Source organism: Streptomyces longispororuber (assembly GCF_024448165.1).
GTDB classification, from domain to species: Bacteria; Actinomycetota; Actinomycetes; order Streptomycetales; family Streptomycetaceae; genus Streptomyces; species Streptomyces longispororuber_A.
Window position 1 is genome coordinate 29169 of sequence record NZ_JAMOLN010000028.1, and the last position, 17785, is coordinate 46953.

Annotated in this window: 15 protein-coding genes; 9 read left to right on the forward strand and 6 right to left on the reverse strand. The window is 72.4% G+C overall.

What is annotated here, in order from left to right:
• The first annotated feature begins 37 nt into the window (after positions 1-37).
• From M4J07_RS10975 to M4J07_RS10990, 4 genes are all read left to right on the forward strand, one after another.
• The gene (locus M4J07_RS10975; RefSeq protein ID WP_255970418.1) at positions 38-2851 is read left to right on the forward strand and encodes a bifunctional acetate--CoA ligase family protein/GNAT family N-acetyltransferase; all 2814 of its coding nucleotides are present in this window, start codon (positions 38-40) and stop codon (positions 2849-2851) included.
• A gap of 82 nt (positions 2852-2933) precedes the next feature.
• On the forward strand, positions 2934-3521 hold the full coding sequence (locus tag M4J07_RS10980; RefSeq protein WP_255970421.1) for a DUF5998 family protein: 588 nt from the start codon (positions 2934-2936) through the stop codon (positions 3519-3521).
• Positions 3521-4708 (forward strand): alkaline phosphatase family protein, encoded by a 1188-nt coding sequence (locus tag M4J07_RS10985; RefSeq protein ID WP_255970424.1) that lies wholly within the window; start codon positions 3521-3523, stop codon positions 4706-4708. The genes M4J07_RS10980 and M4J07_RS10985 overlap by 1 nt, the downstream gene beginning before the upstream one ends.
• 66 nt (positions 4709-4774) lie before the next feature.
• Positions 4775-5428, forward strand: a complete 654-nt coding sequence (locus M4J07_RS10990) for a thymidine kinase (protein ID WP_255970427.1) — start codon at positions 4775-4777, stop codon at positions 5426-5428.
• Between the two features lie 163 nt (positions 5429-5591).
• Here M4J07_RS10990 and M4J07_RS10995 read toward each other — a convergent pair whose 3' ends face one another.
• The gene (locus tag M4J07_RS10995) at positions 5592-6314 is read right to left on the reverse strand and encodes an IclR family transcriptional regulator (protein WP_255970512.1); all 723 of its coding nucleotides are present in this window, start codon (positions 6312-6314) and stop codon (positions 5592-5594) included.
• A 184-nt stretch (positions 6315-6498) separates the two neighbouring features.
• Here M4J07_RS10995 and mhpD point away from each other — a divergent pair, with 184 nt between their 5' ends.
• The 3 genes from mhpD to dmpG are packed head-to-tail and all read left to right on the forward strand — an operon-like array spanning position 6499 to position 9316.
• Positions 6499-7308, forward strand: coding sequence for a 2-keto-4-pentenoate hydratase (mhpD, locus tag M4J07_RS11000; protein ID WP_255970430.1), 810 nt, complete (start codon positions 6499-6501; stop codon positions 7306-7308).
• Complete coding sequence (locus M4J07_RS11005) at positions 7305-8297, forward strand: acetaldehyde dehydrogenase (acetylating) (RefSeq protein WP_255970433.1); 993 nt, start codon at positions 7305-7307, stop codon at positions 8295-8297. Before mhpD ends, M4J07_RS11005 begins: the two co-directional genes overlap by 4 nt.
• The gene (gene dmpG / locus M4J07_RS11010) at positions 8294-9316 is read left to right on the forward strand and encodes a 4-hydroxy-2-oxovalerate aldolase (protein WP_255970436.1); all 1023 of its coding nucleotides are present in this window, start codon (positions 8294-8296) and stop codon (positions 9314-9316) included. Before M4J07_RS11005 ends, dmpG begins: the two co-directional genes overlap by 4 nt.
• Before the next feature lie 48 nt (positions 9317-9364).
• Here dmpG and M4J07_RS11015 read toward each other — a convergent pair whose 3' ends face one another.
• The gene (locus tag M4J07_RS11015) at positions 9365-10075 is read right to left on the reverse strand and encodes an IclR family transcriptional regulator (RefSeq protein ID WP_255970439.1); all 711 of its coding nucleotides are present in this window, start codon (positions 10073-10075) and stop codon (positions 9365-9367) included.
• A gap of 148 nt (positions 10076-10223) precedes the next feature.
• Positions 10224-11000 (reverse strand): VOC family protein, encoded by a 777-nt coding sequence (locus M4J07_RS11020; RefSeq protein WP_255970442.1) that lies wholly within the window; start codon positions 10998-11000, stop codon positions 10224-10226.
• 267 nt (positions 11001-11267) lie between these two features.
• Between M4J07_RS11020 and M4J07_RS11025 the strand changes: the two genes are divergently transcribed.
• Complete coding sequence (locus M4J07_RS11025; RefSeq protein ID WP_255970445.1) at positions 11268-12125, forward strand: sulfurtransferase; 858 nt, start codon at positions 11268-11270, stop codon at positions 12123-12125.
• 155 nt (positions 12126-12280) lie between these two features.
• On the opposite strand, the gene sepH is transcribed toward M4J07_RS11025, so the two are convergent.
• Positions 12281-13354, reverse strand: a complete 1074-nt coding sequence (sepH, locus tag M4J07_RS11030; protein WP_255970448.1) for a septation protein SepH — start codon at positions 13352-13354, stop codon at positions 12281-12283.
• A gap of 521 nt (positions 13355-13875) precedes the next feature.
• On the opposite strand from sepH, the gene M4J07_RS11035 reads away from it, so the two are divergent.
• On the forward strand, positions 13876-15072 hold the full coding sequence (locus tag M4J07_RS11035) for a hypothetical protein (protein ID WP_255970451.1): 1197 nt from the start codon (positions 13876-13878) through the stop codon (positions 15070-15072).
• Positions 15073-15099: 27 nt separating this feature from the next.
• Here the strand turns inward: M4J07_RS11035 and M4J07_RS11040 are convergent, their stop codons facing one another.
• On the reverse strand, positions 15100-16428 hold the full coding sequence (locus M4J07_RS11040; RefSeq protein WP_255970453.1) for a D-arabinono-1,4-lactone oxidase: 1329 nt from the start codon (positions 16426-16428) through the stop codon (positions 15100-15102).
• Positions 16379-17632 (reverse strand): MFS transporter, encoded by a 1254-nt coding sequence (locus tag M4J07_RS11045; RefSeq protein WP_255970455.1) that lies wholly within the window; start codon positions 17630-17632, stop codon positions 16379-16381. The genes M4J07_RS11040 and M4J07_RS11045 overlap by 50 nt, the downstream gene beginning before the upstream one ends.
• Between the last annotated feature and the right edge of the window lie 153 nt (positions 17633-17785).

A 17785-nucleotide genomic window follows, 5' to 3' on the forward strand; every position in this document is an offset into this window, starting at 1 on the left:
GCACACGCTTGTCGGTGACCCGCCCTACTCTTGCGGCATGGAGACCCCGTCGGACCGGCACGCCTACCCCGCCCACTGGGAGGCCGACGTGGTGCTGCGGGACGGCGGCACCGCGCGGATCAGGCCCATCACCACCGAGGACGCCGACCGCCTGACCAGCTTCTACGAGCAGGTCTCGGACGAGTCGAAGTACTACCGCTTCTTCGCGCCCTACCCACGCCTGTCCGCGAAGGACGTCCACCGCTTCACCCATCACGACTACGTGGACCGGGTCGGCCTGGCCGTCACCGTGGGCGGCGAGTTCATCGCGACCGTGCGCTACGACCGGATCGACGCACGGGGCATGCCCGCGTCCGCGCCCGCCGACGAGGCGGAGGTCGCCTTCCTCGTGCAGGACGCCCACCAGGGGCGCGGCGTCGCGTCCGCCCTGCTGGAGCACATCGCCGCGGTCGCCCGTGAGCGCGGCATCCGCCGGTTCGCCGCGGAGGTGCTGCCCGCCAACACCAAGATGATCAAGGTGTTCCGGGATGCCGGGTACACCCAGAAGCGCAGCTTCGAGGACGGCGTCGTCCGCCTGGAGTTCGACCTGGAGCCCACCGAGGCGTCGCTCGCCGTGCAGCGCGCCCGCGAACAGCGCGCCGAGGCCCGCTCCGTGCACCGCCTCCTCGCGCCCGGATCCGTCGCCGTGATCGGCGTGGGCCGCGCACGAGGAGGCGTGGGGCGCAGCGTTCTCGACAACCTGAAGGACGCGGGCTTCACCGGCCGCCTGTATGCGGTGAACAAGGCGTTCCCCGACGACCTCACCGACATCGACGGCGTCCCCGCCCACCGCTCCGTACGGGACATGGACCCGGCCGACCACGTCGACCTGGCCGTCGTCGCCGTGCCCGCGCCGGACGTCCCCGAGGTCGTCGCCGAGTGCGGCGAGCGCGGCGTCCAGGGACTGGTCGTGGTCTCCGCCGGATACGCCGAGAGCGGCGCCGAGGGCCGCGAGCGCCAGCGCGAACTGGTCCGCCAGGCCCGCACCTACGGGATGCGCATCGTCGGACCGAACGCCTTCGGGATCGTGAACACCTCGCCCGACGTGCGGCTCAACGCCTCACTGGCCCCCGAGATGCCGCGCCCCGGCCGCATCGGCCTGTTCACCCAGTCCGGTGCCATCGGCATCGCGCTCCTGTCGCGCCTGCACCGGCGCGGCGGCGGAGTCACCGGGGTCACCGGCGTCTCCACCTTCGTCTCCGCGGGCAACCGCGCCGACGTCTCCGGGAACGACGTCCTCCAGTACTGGTACGACGACCCGGACACCGACGTCGCCCTCATGTACCTCGAATCGATCGGCAACCCGCGCAAGTTCACCCGCCTCGCCCGCCGCACCGCCGCCGCCAAGCCGCTCGTCGTCGTCCAGGGCGCCCGGCACAGCGGCATCGCACCCACCGGACACGCGGTCCGCGCCACCCGCCTCCCGTACGCCACCGTCTCCGCGCTGCTGCGCCAGGCGGGCGTCATCCGCGTCGACACGATCACCGAACTCGTGGACACCGGGCTCCTGCTGGCGCGCCAGCCGCTGCCCGCGGGCCCGCGCGTCGCCATCCTCGGCAACTCCGAGTCGCTCGGCCTGCTCACCTACGACGTGTGCCTCTCCGAAGGGCTGCGCCCCAAGCCCCCGAGGGACCTGACCACCGCCGCGTCCGCGGCGGACTTCCGCGCCGCCCTCGAAGAGGCCCTGGCCGACGACAAGACCGACGCCGTCGTCGTCACCGCCATGCCGGCCGTGGGCGAGGACTCCACCGAGGACGCGGAGCTGGCCGCCGCCCTGAGCAAGGCCGCCGCCACCGCCCCCACGAAGCCGGTGCTCGTCGTCCACGTGGAGCTCGGCGGCCTGGCCGAGGCGCTCTCCGCCGCGGCCAGCACGGGACCCAACGCGCCCGAGGCGCCCCGGCCGGCCCAGACCGCCCCCGAGGCGCCGGAAGGCACCCCGCGCCTCATCCCCGCCTACCCCGCGGCCGAGCGCGCCGTCCACGCCCTCTCCGAAGTGGCCAAGTACGCGCAATGGCGGCGGGACGCGGCCGAGCCCGGCAAGGTGCCCGAGTACGACGGCATCGACGAGCAGGGTGCCGCCGCCCTGATCACCGAACTGCTCGCGAAGGAGGACGACCCGCGCGGCCTCGACCTCGCCCCGGCCGACGCCCGCGAGCTGCTCTCCCGCTACGGCATCGACGTACGCCGCACGCTGCCCGCCCCGGACACCGATGAGGCCGCGCAGGCCGCGCGCACCCTCGGCTACCCCGTGGCCCTGAAGACGACGGCCCCGCACCTGCGGCACCGCGCCGACCTGGGCGGCGTACGCCTCGACCTGGCCGACGAGACCGACCTGCGGCGGGCCTACGAAGAGCTGACCGAACACCTCGGCAAGCCCGCCGAGCTGCGGCCCGTCGTCCAGGCGATGGCGCCGCGCGGGGTCGACACCGTGGTCCGCGCCGTCATCGACCCGGCGGCCGGGGCGGTGCTCTCCTTCGGGCTGGCCGGCGCGGCCTCCGAGCTGCTCGGCGACACCGCCCACCGGCTGATCCCGGTGACCGACCGGGACGCCCAGTCGATCGTCCGCTCCATCAAGACGGCCCCGATCCTGTTCGGCTGGCGCGGCGCCGCCCCCGTCGACACGCCCGCCCTGGAAGAACTGCTGCAGCGCGTGTCCCGGCTCGTCGACGACCACCCCGAGGTCGTCGGCGTCGCCCTCGAACCGGTCGTCGTCGCTCAGCACGGACTGACCGTGCTGGGCGCCTCCGTCCGGCTCGCGCCACCGCCCGCCCGCGACGACCTCGGACCCCGCACGCTGCCCGTCGCGTACTGACCGACACGCCCGGGAAACGCCCCCACCGAGGGTTATCCACAGGGGCAACGGCAGTCTCTTCCCGGGCCTTAGGATGGACCCCATGGCCAAGACCAGTACGACGACCCAAGGGCTGCGAGCGGCGATCGAGCGCAGCGGCTACTACCCGGCCCTCGTGGCCGAGGCGGTGGAGGCCGCGGTCGGCGGCGAGCCCATCTCGTCGTACCTCGTGCACCAGGAGACCACGTTCGACGCGAACGAGGTCCGCCGGCACGTCACCGTCCTGGTCCTGACCGATACCCGCTTCATCGTCAGCCACACCGACGAGCAGGCGGCCGACACCACGTCCCCGACGCCGTACGCGACGACGTCCACCGAGTCCGTGAAGATCGGCCGGATCTCGTCGGTCGTGCTCAGCCGCGTCGTCGCCAACCCGGAGAAGTACGTCCCGGGCACCCTGCCCCGCGAGGTCGTCCTCACCATCGGCTGGGGCGCCGTCTCCCGCATCGACCTGGAGCCCGCGGCCTGCGGCGACCCCAACTGCGAGGCGGACCACGGCTACACGGGCAGCTCGACCGCCGACGACCTGAGCCTGCGCGTCAGCGAGGCGGGCGACGGCCCGGAGACCGTCCGGCAGGCGCTGGCCTTCGCCCAGGCGCTGTCCGAGGCCACCGCGGACGCGGGACGCTGATGACGCAGGCCGCCTGGGACGACGTAGAGCCGCTGCCCGTCCACTCCGCTCCCGTCCCGGCGTACGGCACCGGATCGCTCGCCGACCTGCTGCCCACCCTCGGCGCCCACCTGGGCGTCCCCGACTGCACGGCCGCGATCCCGGAGCTCGCTCCGGTCGACCGCGCCTGCGTCTTCCTCATCGACGGCCTCGGCTGGGAGCAGCTGAAGGCGCATCCGGACGAGGCCCCGTTCCTGAGCTCGCTCATAGCGTCCTCGCGCGGCGGCACCGGACGGCCGATCACCGCCGGATACCCGGCGACCACCGCCACCTCCCTCGCCTCCGTCGGCACGGGCCTGCCGCCCGGCGCCCACGGCCTGCCGGGCTACACCGTGCGCAACCCGGACACCGGCGCCCTGATGAACCAGCTCCGCTGGAACCCGTGGACGAAGCCGCAGACCTGGCAGCCGTACCCGACGATCTTCCAGCGGGCCCACGCGGCCGGCGTGCACACGGCCCAGGTCTCCGCCCCCGCCTTCGAGTCGACGCCGCTCACCAAGATCGCCCTGAGTGGCGGTACCTTCTACGGGCGCCTCTCCGGCGAGGACCGCATGGACCTGGCCGCCGAGCAACTGGCGGCGGGGGACCGGTCGTTGGTCTACACGTATTACAGCGAGGTCGACGGCAAGGGGCACCGCTTCGGCCTCGACTCCGACGCCTGGCGCGGCCAGCTCATGTACGTGGACCGGCTCGCCCAGCGCCTCGCCGAGCAACTCCCGCCGCGCAGCGCCCTGTACGTGACCGCCGACCACGGCATGGTCGACATCGCCTTCGACGAGCAGTCCCGGATCGACTTCGACGAGGACTGGGAACTGCGCGCGGGCGTCGCCCTGTTGGGCGGCGAGGGCAGGGCCCGCCACGTGTACGCGGTGCCGGGCGCGCAGGGCGACGTCCTGGCCGTGTGGCGCGAGGTCCTCGGCGAGCAGTTCTGGATCGCGAGCCGGGACGAGGCGATCGCGGCCGGCTGGTTCGGCCCGCACGTCGACGAGCGGGTGTACGAGCGCCTCGGCGACGTGATCGCCGCGGCCCGTGACGACGTGGTCATCATCGCCTCGCAGACCGAGCCGAAGGAATCCCTGATGGTGGGCAACCACGGCTCCATGACTCCGGCGGAACAGCTCGTACCGCTCCTCGAAGTACGTTCCTGACGCCGCCCCGCTCCGACCGCCCCGCCTCCCCACCCCTTCCTTCACCCGAAAGGTGCTCGACTCCCCATGCCCGAGCTGGTGTTCTTCTCCGGAACCATGGACTGCGGAAAGAGCACCCTGGCTCTGCAGATCGAGCACAACCGGTCCGCCCGCGGCCTGCAGGGCATGATCTTCACCCGCGACGACCGGGCCGGCGAGGGAAAGCTCTCCTCGCGCCTCGGCCTGGTCACCGACGCCGTCGAGGTCGCCGACGACCTGGATGTGTACGCGTACGTCGTCGAGCACCTCTCGCAGGGCGGCAAGGTGGACTACGTGATCGCGGACGAGGCGCAGTTCCTCGCGCCCGGCCAGATCGACCAGCTGGCCCGCGTCGTCGACGACCTCGACCTGGACGTCTTCGCCTTCGGCATCACCACCGACTTCCGCTCCAAGCTGTTCCCCGGCTCGCAGCGCCTGGTCGAACTCGCGGACCGGGTGGAGACGCTGCAGGTCGAGGCCATGTGCTGGTGCGGGGCACGGGCCACGCACAACGCGCGCACCGTGGGCGGCGAGATGGTGGTCGAGGGCGAGCAGGTCGTCGTCGGTGACGTCGGGACGCCCGTCGAGACGGTCGGGTACGAGGTGCTGTGCCGCAGGCACCACCGCAAGCGGATGACCAGCGCCTCCGCGCGAGCCGCCGCGCTGTCGCCGGACGTGCTGCCGGTGACTTCCTCGGCCTGACTTCCTCGGCCTGACTTCCTTGGCCTGACTTCCTCGGCCTGACTTCCTTGGCCTGACTTCCTTGGCGTGACCTCTCCGGCCTGACCTCTTCGGCCTGATCTCCTGCGCCTGGCCTCCTGCGCCTGACTTCCTGCGCCTGACCAGGTCGGCTCGGCCTCGCCGGTCAGACGCCGCCGCGCAGCAGCCGGGACAGGCCCAGGGCCGCCGTCCGCACCGCGGGGGCCAGTTGGGCGGGCCGGTAACGGGCCCGTGGCACCGCCACGGAGAGCGCCGCGACGGCGGTGCCGCCCGCGAACACCGGCGCGGCGATGCAGCTGACGTCCTCCGCCGCCTCCCGCTCCTCGTAGGCGAGACCCGAGACCTGCGTCTTCTCCAGCGCCGTGCGCAGCTGCTCCGGATCGGTGATCGAGTACGGGGTGAGGCTGGGCAGCGGGTGCGACAGCACCTCCTCGGTGAGCTCGGCGCCCGAGAACGCGAGCAGCGCCTTGCCGACTCCGGTGCAGGTCAGCGGGAGGCTGCCGCCGATCCGGGAGGGCAGCCACGGGGAGTCGTGGCCGTGGATGCGCTCCAGGTACACCACTTCCAGCCCCTCGCGCACGCCCAGGTGGACCGTCTCGTGCGTGGCCTCGAAGAGGTCCTGGAGGAACGGCAGCGCCGTCTCCCGCAGATCGCGGCGGCCCGGCACCAGCGAACCGAGCTCGAACAGCTTCGCGCCGAGCCGGTAGTACGGACCCGAGCGCTCCAGCCAGCCGAGCCGGACCAGATCCGCCGTGAGCCGGTGGGCCGTGGGCTTGGCCAGACCGGTCCTCTCCACGAGTTCCGACAGGCGGAACGGGCCGCCGCCCGGCAGGAAGCTTTCCAGGATCAGGGCGGACTTCTGCAACATGTTGCCGCCCTCGTTGTTCCGTGTCACGGAACAACTTTTGCCCCTTCCTCGTGTCGTTGTCTATACCGGAGATCACCGCCGGAGACTTCACCCGGTGACTCCGGCCGGAGATTTCCCCACCCGCTCCACCCGCTCCACCCGTTCCTTCCGTTCCTTCCTCTTCTGGATTCCTTGGAGGTCGCCCATGTCGCAGGACGTCCCCCCGGCGGTGGTCAAGGCCGCCGACGCGCTGGCCGAGGCCACTCGCACCCGGGTTCCCTGTCCGCCCGTACGTCCGCTGTTCGCGGACGGCGACGTGGAGACGGCGTACGTCGTGCAGCGCCTGAACGTGCAGCGCGCACTGACCGCCGGACGCCGGATCGTCGGCCGCAAGATCGGGCTCACCTCGCCCGCCGTGCAGGCCCAGCTCGGTGTCGACCGGCCGGACTTCGGCGCCCTGTTCGCCGACATGGAGGTCGCCCAGGGCGGTGAGGTACCCGCAGGGGCGCTGCTCCAGCCGAAGGTGGAGGCCGAGGTCGCCCTCGTCCTCGCCCACGACCTGCCGCACCGCGAGTGCACCGTCGCCGACGTGCTGCGCGCCGTCGACTTCGCGCTGCCCGCCCTGGAGATCGTCGACAGCCGCATCGCCGGCTGGGACATCTCCATCGTCGACACCGTCGCCGACAACGCCTCCTGCGGTCTCTACGTGCTCGGCGGTACGCCCGTCCCGCTGACCGGCCTCGACCTGCGCGCCGTGGAGATGACCATGACCCGCGCCGGGGAGACCGTGTCCCGCGGCACCGGCGCCGACTGCCTCGGCAGCCCGCTCAACGCGGCCGCCTGGCTGGCCGGTGCCCTGGCCGAGCGCGGCGACCCGCTGCGCGCCGGTGACGTGGTGCTGACCGGTGCGCTCGGCCCGATGGTGCCCGCCGCCCCCGACGACACGTTCGAGGCCACCATCACCGGCCTCGGCTCCGTCCAGGTCACCTTCGCGGCACAGGGAGAAGAGAAGTGAGCAACAGCAACGGCCACTGCCACGGCAACAGCAACGGCCACGGCAACGGCACGCGCACGAAGGTCGCCGTCATCGGCTCCGGCAACATAGGCACCGACCTCCTGATCAAGATCCTGCGGCTGTCCGAGACGCTGGAGATCGTCGCGATGGCCGGCATCGACCCGGACTCCGACGGACTGGCCCGCGCCCGCCGCCTGAAGGTGGCCACCACGCACGAGGGCGTCGAAGGGCTGGTGAAGATGCCGGAGTTCGAGGACGTGCGCATCGTCTTCGACGCCACGTCGGCCGGCGCCCACCGCCACCACGCGGAGGTGCTGCGCCCCCTCGGCCGCACCCTGATCGACCTGACCCCGGCCGCGCTCGGCCCGTACGTCGTCCCGCCCGTCAACGGCGACGCGCACCTCGACGCGACCGACGTCAACATGGTCACCTGCGGCGGCCAGGCCACCATCCCGGTCGTGGCCGCCGTGAACGCCGTCACCCCGGTCCACTACGGCGAGATCGTCGCCTCCATCGCCTCCCGCTCGGCCGGGCCCGGCACCCGCGCCAACATCGACGAGTTCACCGAGACCACGTCGTCGGCCATCGAGCAGGTCGGCGGCGCTGCCCGCGGCAAGGCGATCATCGTCCTCAACCCGGCCGAGCCCCCGCTGATCATGCGGGACACCGTGCACTGCCTGGTCTCCGCCGCCGACACCGGGGCGATCGCCGCGTCGGTGCGGGAGATGGTCGAGCGCGTCCAGGCGTACGTGCCCGGCTACCGCCTCAAGCAGGAGGTGCAGTTCGACGCCGTGCGCCCCGGCGACGCGCTGCACGGCCTCGTCCCCGAGGGGACCGGCGAGGCGCTGAAGGTCTCCGTCTTCCTGGAGGTCGAGGGCGCCGCCCACTACCTGCCGGCCTACGCCGGAAACCTCGACATCATGACCTCGGCCGCGCTGCGCACCGCCGAGCGCATGGCCGCGCACCAGCTGACGGAGGCCGCCAAGTGACCACGCTCTACGTCCAGGACGTCACCCTGCGGGACGGCATGCACGCCGTCCGCCACCGCTACACCACCGAGCAGGCCCGCACCATCGCCGCCGCCCTCGACGCGGCCGGGGTCGCGGCCATCGAGATCTCGCACGGCGACGGCCTGGCCGGGTCCAGCGTGAACTACGGCGTCGGCGCGCACACCGACTGGGAGTGGATCGAGGCCGTCGTCGACGCCACGCGGCGGGCCGTTCCCACGACGCTGCTGCTCCCCGGCATCGGCACCATCCACGACCTCAAGCAGGCGCACGCCCTCGGCATCCGCTCCGTGCGCGTCGCCACGCACAGCACCGAGGCGGACATCTCCGCCCAGCACATCGCCGCGGCCCGCGAGCTGGGCATGGACGTCGCCGGGTTCCTGATGATGTCCCACATGGCCGAGCCCGCCGAACTCGCCCGCCAGGCCAAGCTGATGGAGTCCTACGGCGCCCACTGCGTCTACGTCACCGACTCCGGCGGCCGCCTCACCATGGACGGCGTGCGCGAGCGCTTCCGCGCCTACCGCGACGTCCTCGACCCGGCCACCGAGCTCGGCATCCACGCCCACCACAACCTCGCGCTCGGCGTCGCCAACAGCGTCGTCGCCGTCGAGGAGGGCGTCACCCGTGTCGACGCCTCCCTCGCCGGACAGGGCGCGGGCGCCGGCAACTGCCCGCTCGAAGCCTTCGTCGCCGTCGCCGACCTGCAGGGCTGGAAGCACGGCTGCGACCTGTTCCCGCTGATGGACGCCGCCGACGATCTGGTCCGTCCCCTCCAGGACCGCGAAGTGCGCGTGGACCGCGAGACGTTGAGCCTCGGCTACGCGGGGGTGTACTCCAGCTTCCTGCGCCACGCGGAGGCGGCCGCCGAGCGCTACGGCCTCGACACCCGCAGCATCCTCGTCGAGGCGGGCCGGCGCGGCATGGTCGGCGGCCAGGAGGACATGATCACCGACATCGCCCTCGACCTGGCAGGAGCGGGCCGGAACGCATCGTCCTGACCCGCGGGCAGGACCGATCCTGCCGGACCCGGCCGGACTGGGCAGGGGCTACGCGACGCCGTCCGCCAGCAGCCGGATCTCCTCCGCCGCGGCCAGCATCCGCGGCACGGCGTCCCGGGCCAGCGCCGCGCGGGCGGTGATCAGGTTGATGCAGAGCCGGGTCGCGGGGTCGGGCAGTCGCAGCGGGACAGCGACACCGTGGGCGCCGGGCTCCACCTGTCCGTAGGTGCCGGCGTACCCCTGCTCCCGGATCGCGGCGAGTTCCGCCGCCTCGCCGGGGAACGGCGGGTGCAGGGAGGCCAGCGCGAGCCCCGCCGCGCCGACCCCCAGCGGGTTGCGGCTGCCGACGCGGTAGGCGAGGTGGTAGTCGACCGACTGCGGTTCGACGACGGCGACCGCGACCGCCTCGTCGCCCTCCTCGGCGATCAGCGCGACCGTGGCGCCCAGCTCCTCGGCGGCCCTGCGCAGGACCGGCAGGACCGCGTCGCGCAGCCCGGCCGCGTACCCCCGGGCGAGCACGACCGTGCCCGCCCCCGCCCGGTACCGCCCGTCCCCGGCCCGGGTGACCAGGTGGAAGTCGGCCAGCGTGGTCAGGATCCGGGACACGATCGTGCGGTGCACGCCGAGTCGCTCGGCGACCTCCTGCACGGTGAGGCCCTGCGGCGCGTCGGCGACGACCCCGAGCGCCGTCAGGCCCCGCGCCAGGGTCTGGGACCCGGCGGCCCGCGCGGACTTGGTGGCTGCCTGCTGATCGTTCACGGCCGCAGTCTATCGGCGGGGCCGATCACGCCTCCGGCGCCGGACGGGCTGCTCAGGCCCTGTGCCGGAAGGCGCGCGCCACGGTCGGTTCCGGGGCCGCCCGGTCACAAGTCCGCTGTCCAGCAGGGGTGTTGGGGCGTCATGGCGACTACTGGGTCCGGGACGCCACCAGAGCGAAGTGCGCGCCCTCCGGGTCCGCCACCGTCGCCACCCGGCCGTGCGATCCGTCCCGGGCCGGCTTGACCACGTGCCCGCCCAGGTCGGCGACCCGCTCCACCGCCTCGTCCACGTCCCTGACCTCGAAGTACGTCTCCCAGTGCGCGCCCCTGTCGCGTGGCAGGGAGTGTCCGACGCCGTGCACGGAGGCCACCGGACGGCTCTCCAGCTGCAGCGTCAGATAGTCGAAGTCGGCCGAGACCACGGCCTCTTCCGCATAGCCGAAGACCGCCTGGTAGAACTTGGCGACCGTCGCCGTCTCCCGCGTCACCAGCTCGTTCCAGGCCACCGCACCCGGCACCCCGGTCACCGCCGTGCCCCGGTGCGCGGCCGCCTGCCAGACGCCGAACACGGCGCCCGCCGGGTCGGACCCGATCGCCATCCGGCCCGCCTCGCCGGCGTCCAGCGGTCCGACGCCCACGGTGCCGCCGCAGTGCCGCACCGTCTCGGCGGTCGCGTCCACGTCGTCCGAGGCCAGGTAGGGGGTCCAGGCGACCGGCAGATGGCGGTCGGGCGGCAGCTGACCGATGCCGGCCACCTCCCTGCCGTCGAGGAGCGCCCGGACGTACGGGCCGAGCTGCTGCGGGCCCGGCCGGAAGTCCCAGCCGAACAGCGCCCCGTAGAACTCCTGGGTCGCGGCCATGTCGTGCACCATCAGGCTCACCCAGCACGGGGTGCCCGGTGCGCGCCGGGCTGCTGCCTCGGTCATCGTCACTCTCTCCTCGGAACGAACCCTCGGGGGTTCCTCACTCGGGAACCCGCGGTGTCGCATCACGCCCGTGCTGATGGTGGCACTCCGTGCCGCGCGGCGCTTCCTGACCGCGCCGAAACCGCCGGACTCCTCGCAGAGGATGCCCGAAACGATGTTTCGCACTCATTGCAGCGCCATGACCCGGCCGTTGCACGCTCGGTAGTCGATCGAGCACGCTATCCGAACGGGGCCTCTCGGGCCAGACCATGAGCAAGGATGACCCTCATGAATGCCATCATCACCGCATCCCAACTGGCGAGCGAGTCGGCGGGGGAAAATCCCCCCGTAGTGCTCGACATCCGCTGGCAGCTCAGCCTCGCGAAGGCCGCGGGGGCCCCGGCTTTCGATGGCCGGGCGGCCTATGAGGAGGGCCACGTCCCGGGCGCCGTCTATCTCGACCTCGACACGGAACTCGCAGGTCACGCGGGTGAGGGCCGGGGGCGTCACCCGCTTCCCGAGCTGGCCGACCTCGGTGCTTCGCTGCGGGCGGCAGGGGTCTCGGCGGACCGGGACGTCGTGGTGTACGACGGCGGTCAGGGCTGGGCGGCGGCCCGTGCCTGGTGGCTGCTGCGCTGGACGGGGCACCCGTCCGTGCGGGTCCTCGACGGCGGTCTCGCCGCGTGGGACGGGCCGCTGGAGACCGACGTCCCGTCGCCGGAGCCGGGCACCTTCGAGCCTGCACCCGGTGCCACCGGTTTGCTCGACGCGGACGGGGCCGCGGCCCTGGCCCGCTCCGGACTCCTCCTGGACGCCCGCGCGGCCGAGCGCTACCGGGGCGACACGGAGCCCGTCGACCGGGTCGGCGGCCACATCCCGGGCGCCGTGTCGGCGCCCACCACGGAGAACGTCGCGGCGGACGGCCGGCTGCGCCCCGCGGCCGAACTCGCCGACCGCTTCAAGTCCCTTGGCGCGACCGGCGATCCGGGCCAGGTCGGTGTGTACTGCGGCTCCGGAGTCTCGGGCGCCCACGAGGTGCTGGCGCTCGCGGTCGCGGGCATCGACGCGCAGTTGTACGTCGGCTCGTGGTCGGAGTGGTCCGCGGACGAGTCCCGTCCCGTGGCGACGGGCGCGGACCCGCAGTAGGGGTGCCTACGGGAACGGGGCCCGCGCCGTCGTCCGGCGCGGGCCCCGTCTCCGTATGCGGTCAGAAACCGCGATCCACGTCTACGTATGCCGACACGTAGGCCGGCGCTCGTACCGGCACTTGTACTGGTACGCATGCCGACGAGGACCGCGCGCTACTCCTGCTTCTTGCGGCGCGTGCCGAACACGATCTCGTCCCAGCTCGGCACCGCTGCCCGGCGTCCGGGACGCACTCCATCGGCCTCGGCCTGGCGGTCCGTGGTGCCGGTGAGGCGGTCACGGTGGCCCGCGACGGCACGCGGCATCAGCACGTCGGCGTACGCGGATCCGGCGCCGGCCGACGCGGCGGGCGCGGGCGGCTCCTCCACCTCGGCGGCAGCGGGCGGCTCCGGCTCCTCCTGCGGCGGCTCGGGAGCCGTCGTCGGACGGTCGGGCACCACGATGTCGCCGCGGTAGCTGGGCACCGCCTCCAGGAGGCTGGTCAGCGAGTCGCGCTCCGACGAGGAGGCGATCGCCGGCAGGTTGTCCTCCACCGGCGGCTCGGGCGGCGGCGCGGGACGCTCCAACTGCCGGTCCAGGGCGCGGTCCAGCGGACGGTCCCTGGGCAGCCGGGCGATCCGCGGCACGAAGGGGAACGTGGGCTCGGGCGCACCGATGTCGTCGGACTCGCCGATCAGCGAGCGCGCCTCGTCGTCCACGGCCTGGACGAGCCTGCGGGGCGGGTCGTAGGTCCAGCTCGCCGAGTGCGGTTCGCCCGCGACCCGGTAGACGAGCAGGACTTCCCAGGTGCCGTCGTCGCGGCGCCAGGAGTCCCACTGGACGGTTTCCTTGTCGGCGCCGCGCAGCAGGAGTCGCTCCTGCACCGCCTCGCCGAGCTGGGGGCCGGTGGTCTCGCCGGGACGGCGCACGGGGGTCTTCCTGGCCCGCTCGGCCATGAAGGCACGCTCCGCGAGCACGGGGCCCTCGAAGCGGCGTACACGATCGACCGGGATGCCCGCGAGCTGGGCGACCTCCTCGGCGGAGGCGCCTGCCCGTATGCGCGCCTGAATGTCGCGCGGGCGGAGGTGGCTCTCCACCTCGATCTCGATCTGGCCGAGACGCGGACGGTCGCCGCGCACGGCGGCCCGGAGGCGCTCGTCGATCGGAAGCGTGTACTCCGTGCTGTCCGCAGCCTTCAGCACCAGCCGTGTGCCGTCGTTAGAGACGGCCACGACACGCAGTTCGGGCATGGGGACCTCCCGGGTGGTGCCTGCCGACGTCACGTGCGTCGCTGCTTCCGCTAGTCGAGTGTGGCCTGCCCGGGTGCAGCCTGCCACAACCTTGCCGAGTTGCCCGGCGTGTCGGGCATCGACCCGAGAGCGCCGTTATGGCACGGTTACCTGTTCGCAACGCTAAGTGACCGAAGTCGTCACCCTGTGCAACGAGCCCCCTCCCGGCGGTCCTGGAAGGCCCCGGACACCCTGGCGGGAGACCGGACCCAGGGCTCGCAACAGTACTCCATTCGGGCCACTTGCGTGGATCGGCACGCCGCCGAACTTCTCACAGGGGACGGGAGTTGGGTACGGGGCGCCCTTGCGCGGCGCCCGATTCGTGAGGGATCCACGTGGCGTGCTTCACGAAATCTGCAGAAGCGGAACTAAGGACTTCGGTCATACGTCCCTTTCTCGTGTGACACAGGAGGTTCACGTACCCTCGTGAGCTTCGCTGGGAAATGCACGCAGATGTCGAGAAAGGCAGGCAAGGGCGGGAAATGGGCGAGAAGCCGGACAACTCCAAGGACGATCAGGGCGGGCCCAAGGAGAAGAAGCGGCTGGATCTGAGCGTGCCTCAGGTGGCGGGCAGTGCGGTCGCCGCCGTCGTGGCCGCGAAACTCGCCTCCAGCTTCGGCGTCTACGGGACGATCCTCGGCGCGGGTGTGGTCAGCGCCCTCGCGACCAGCGGCGGCACCCTCTTCCAGCACTTCTTCAAGCGCACGGGCGAGCAGATACGCGACGTCGCGGTGCAGACGAAGCCGAAGGGGCGTCAGGTGCCGGTCACGGCCGAGGGCCGCCCGGTGCCGCGCACCTTCCGCTCGGACACCTCGATGGACGCCACGAAGGCCATGGTCACGGGCGCCGAGCCGCCCACCGCGCGCCCCGCCACCGGAGCCGTGCCGACGACCATCACCTGGGGGACGCCGGCCACGGCGGACGCCGAGGCGACGACGGTGCTGCCGCAGCTGTCCGCCGCCGAGCAGATACCCGGCGCCGACGACGGCACCCAGCTCCTCGACACCGGCGCCGTGGCCGATCTGCTGCCCGACGACCCGGAGAAGACGCAACTCCTCAGGGCCGAGGCGGTCGACCAGGCCACGCAGGTGCTGCGCCCCGTCGGTGAGCCGCAGCAACCCCCGCTCCCGTCCGACGAGTTCACCGACGGCACCGACGAGTTCACGGACGGGACCGTGCACCGGTCCCGCGTCAAGAGCTGGAAGCGGCCTCTGATCGCCGCGGCCGTCGTGTTCGGCGTGACGATGGGCGGCATCACCACCTACGAGATCGTCTCCGGTCACAGCTTCAGCGGGGACAGCGGCACGACCTCGTTCCGGGAGGCCTTCACCGGCCACAGGTCCTCCGGTGGCAGCGACCCCGCCCCCAGCACCTCGCAGCAGCCCTCCGACGACAGCAGCACCGGCTCGGACAGTGGCACCCGGCAGGACGGCGACGGCTCGTCCACGGACGGGAACGGGACACCCACCCCGACGCCGAGCGGCAGCACCGGCACCGGCTCCGGGACCGGCTCGGACTCGGACTCCGGGTCCGACAGCGGTGCGGACAGCGGCTCCGGTTCCGGCTCGGGGGAGAGCGGTACGTCGCCGACTCCGACGCCCACGCCGACCCCGTCGCAGAGCGCGGGCGGGGCGGGCGCGGACACCGGGTCGGGGCAGCAGCAGACCCCGGCCGAGTAGGAAGCCGAGGAGGAAGCCGAGGAGGAATCAGTCGCCGAGGACCCGGCGCAGGTAGCCGTTGCCGAACAGCCGGTCCGGGTCCAGGCGGTCGCGCAGCGCCGTGAACTCGGCGAAGCGCGGGTACACCTCCGCGAAGTACGCGGCCTCGCGCGTGTGCACCTTGCCCCAGTGGGGGCGCCCCTCGTGGGCGGTGAAGATCTGCTCGGCGGCCGTGAAGTACCGCTGGTACGGCGTGCCCTTGTACATGTGCACCGCGATGTAGGCGGTGTCGCGGTCGGAGGCCGTGGACAGCGCGATGTCGTCGGCCGGGGCCGTGCGGACCTCCACGGGGAAGCTGATCCGCAGGCTCGAGCGGTCCACCATCGTCTTCAGCTCGCGCAGCGTCTCCACCAGGGCCGCACGCGGAACCGCGTACTCCATCTCCACGAAGCGCACCCGGCGCGGAGATGTGAAGACCTTGTAGGGGATGTCGGTGTACGTGCGGGCGGACAGCGCCTTGCTGGAGATCTTGGCGATGGCCGGGATGGTGGCGGGCGCGGCCCGGCCGATCGAGTTGACCACCTGGAAGAGGCCGTTGGACAGCAGCTCGTCCTCGACGAAGCCGCTGATCCTCGACACCGGGGCCTCGGGGCCCGCGCTGCGGTTGTTGCGCTTGGTGTTGCAGTTGCCGGTGTGCGGGAACCAGTAGAACTCGAAGTGCTCGTTCTCGGCGTGCAGTTCGTCGAAGTCAGCGAGCACCCGGTCGAAGGCCATCGGCTCCTCGCGCGCGGTGAGCAGGAAGATCGGCTCCACGGCGAAGGTGATGGCCGTGACGATGCCGAGCGCGCCGATGCCGATGCGGGCCGCTGCGAAGACGTCCGGGTTCTCCTTCTCGGAGCAGGTGAGCACCTCGCCGCTCGCCGTGACCAGTTCGAGTCCCTTGATCTGCGCGGCGATGGAGGCCGAGTCGCGGCCGGTGCCGTGGGTGCCGGTGCTGGTGGCGCCGGAGACCGTCTGCTCCATGATGTCGCCCATGTTCGTGAGCGACAGGCCCTCACGGGCCAGGGCCAGGTTGAGTCGCTTGAGTGGGGTGCCGGCCTCGACCGTGACCGTGCCGTTCTCCCGGTCGATGGTGCGGATGCCGGTCAACAGTTGAGGGCGTATCAACACCCCGTCGGTCGCGGCGGCGGCCGTGAAGGAGTGGCCCGTGCCGACGGCCTTCACCTTCAGTCCGTCCTCCGCGGCCCGGCGCACGGCCGCGGTCAGCTCCTCGACCGATGCGGGTGTCACCTCGCGTACGGGGCGGGAGGTGACGTTCCCCGCCCAGTTACGCCACGCTTCGCCGCTCTTCGTGCTGCCCGTGTGCGCCGTGCTCATCGGTAGTTCCTCCCCGCTGCGGAACCGGCTGCTTCAGCCGGCGGTACCCCAGGAACGCGACCAGGACCGCGACGGCGCCGGAGACCCCCGGCACCCCGTACCCGGCCTTCGCGCCGGCGGCGTCGATCACCCAGCCGGCCACGGAGGAACCGAGCGCGACACCGACCGCGAGTCCGGTGCTCACCCAGGTCATGCCCTCGGTCAGTTTCGCGCGTGGTACGTGCTGCTCGACGAGGGCCATCGTCGTGATCATCGTCGGCGCGATGGACAGGCCCGCAACGAAGAGCGCCACGGCCAGAAACGGCAGGTTCCCGACCAGTTGGAGGGGGATCATACTCACGGCCATCGCGACGACCCCCACCAGCCACCTGCGCGCGGGCGCCCCCTTGAAGTGCAGCAGCCCGAACACGGCACCGGCGACGCACGACCCGGCCGCGTACACGGCGAGCACCACGCTCGCCATCGACTTGTGCCCCTGCTCCTCGGCGAAGGCCACCGTGACCACGTCGACCGCCCCGAAGATCGCTCCCGTCGCGACGAACGTGGCCACCAGGACCTGCAGCCCGCGCGCGCGGAGCGCGGATCCGCCGCCGTGCTGCTCGCGCGGGTGCGGCGCAGGCTCGGTGGCGCGCTGCCCGGTCAGCCAGAAGACACCGGCCGCGAGGAAACAGCCGGCCAGCAGGGGGCCCGCCTCGGGGAACCACGCCGTGGACAGACCGATGGAGATGATCGGCCCGAAGATGAAGCAGACCTCGTCGATCACGGACTCGAAGGAGTACGCGGTGTGCAACTGCCGCGGGGCGTCGCCGTACAGGACCGCCCAGCGTGCCCGGATCATCGAACCCACGCTCGGCACGCAGCCGATGAACGCGGCACTCAGGAAGAGCGTCCAGTCCGGCGCCTCGTACTTGGCGCACAGCAGCATCGCCGCGACCGCGACGAGCGAGACCAGGGTGGCCGGGCGCAGCACCCGCCGCTGGCCGTGCCGGTCGACGAGCCGGGAGATCTGCGGCCCGATGGCCGCGGCGGACAGGGCCACCGTCGCCGACAGCGCACCGGCCAGGCCGTACCGCCCGGTCAGCTGCGAGACCATCGTGACGATCCCGATGCCCATCATCGACAGGGGCATCCGGCCCAGGAACCCGGCCACGGAGAAGCTCTTGGTGCCGGGCAGGGCGAATATGGCGCGGTAGGGGCTGGGCAACGGGACTCCGGAGGGCGGTCAGGCGCAAGAGGTCTGGCGTGGGGGAAACGGCGCACGAGGTAAGGCGTAAACGTGGCTGATACAGCTTACGCGTGTCAGAAGTGGGCGGCATGGCAGTTTTCCGCCTGTCAGTGACGGGTGGCAGGATCGAAC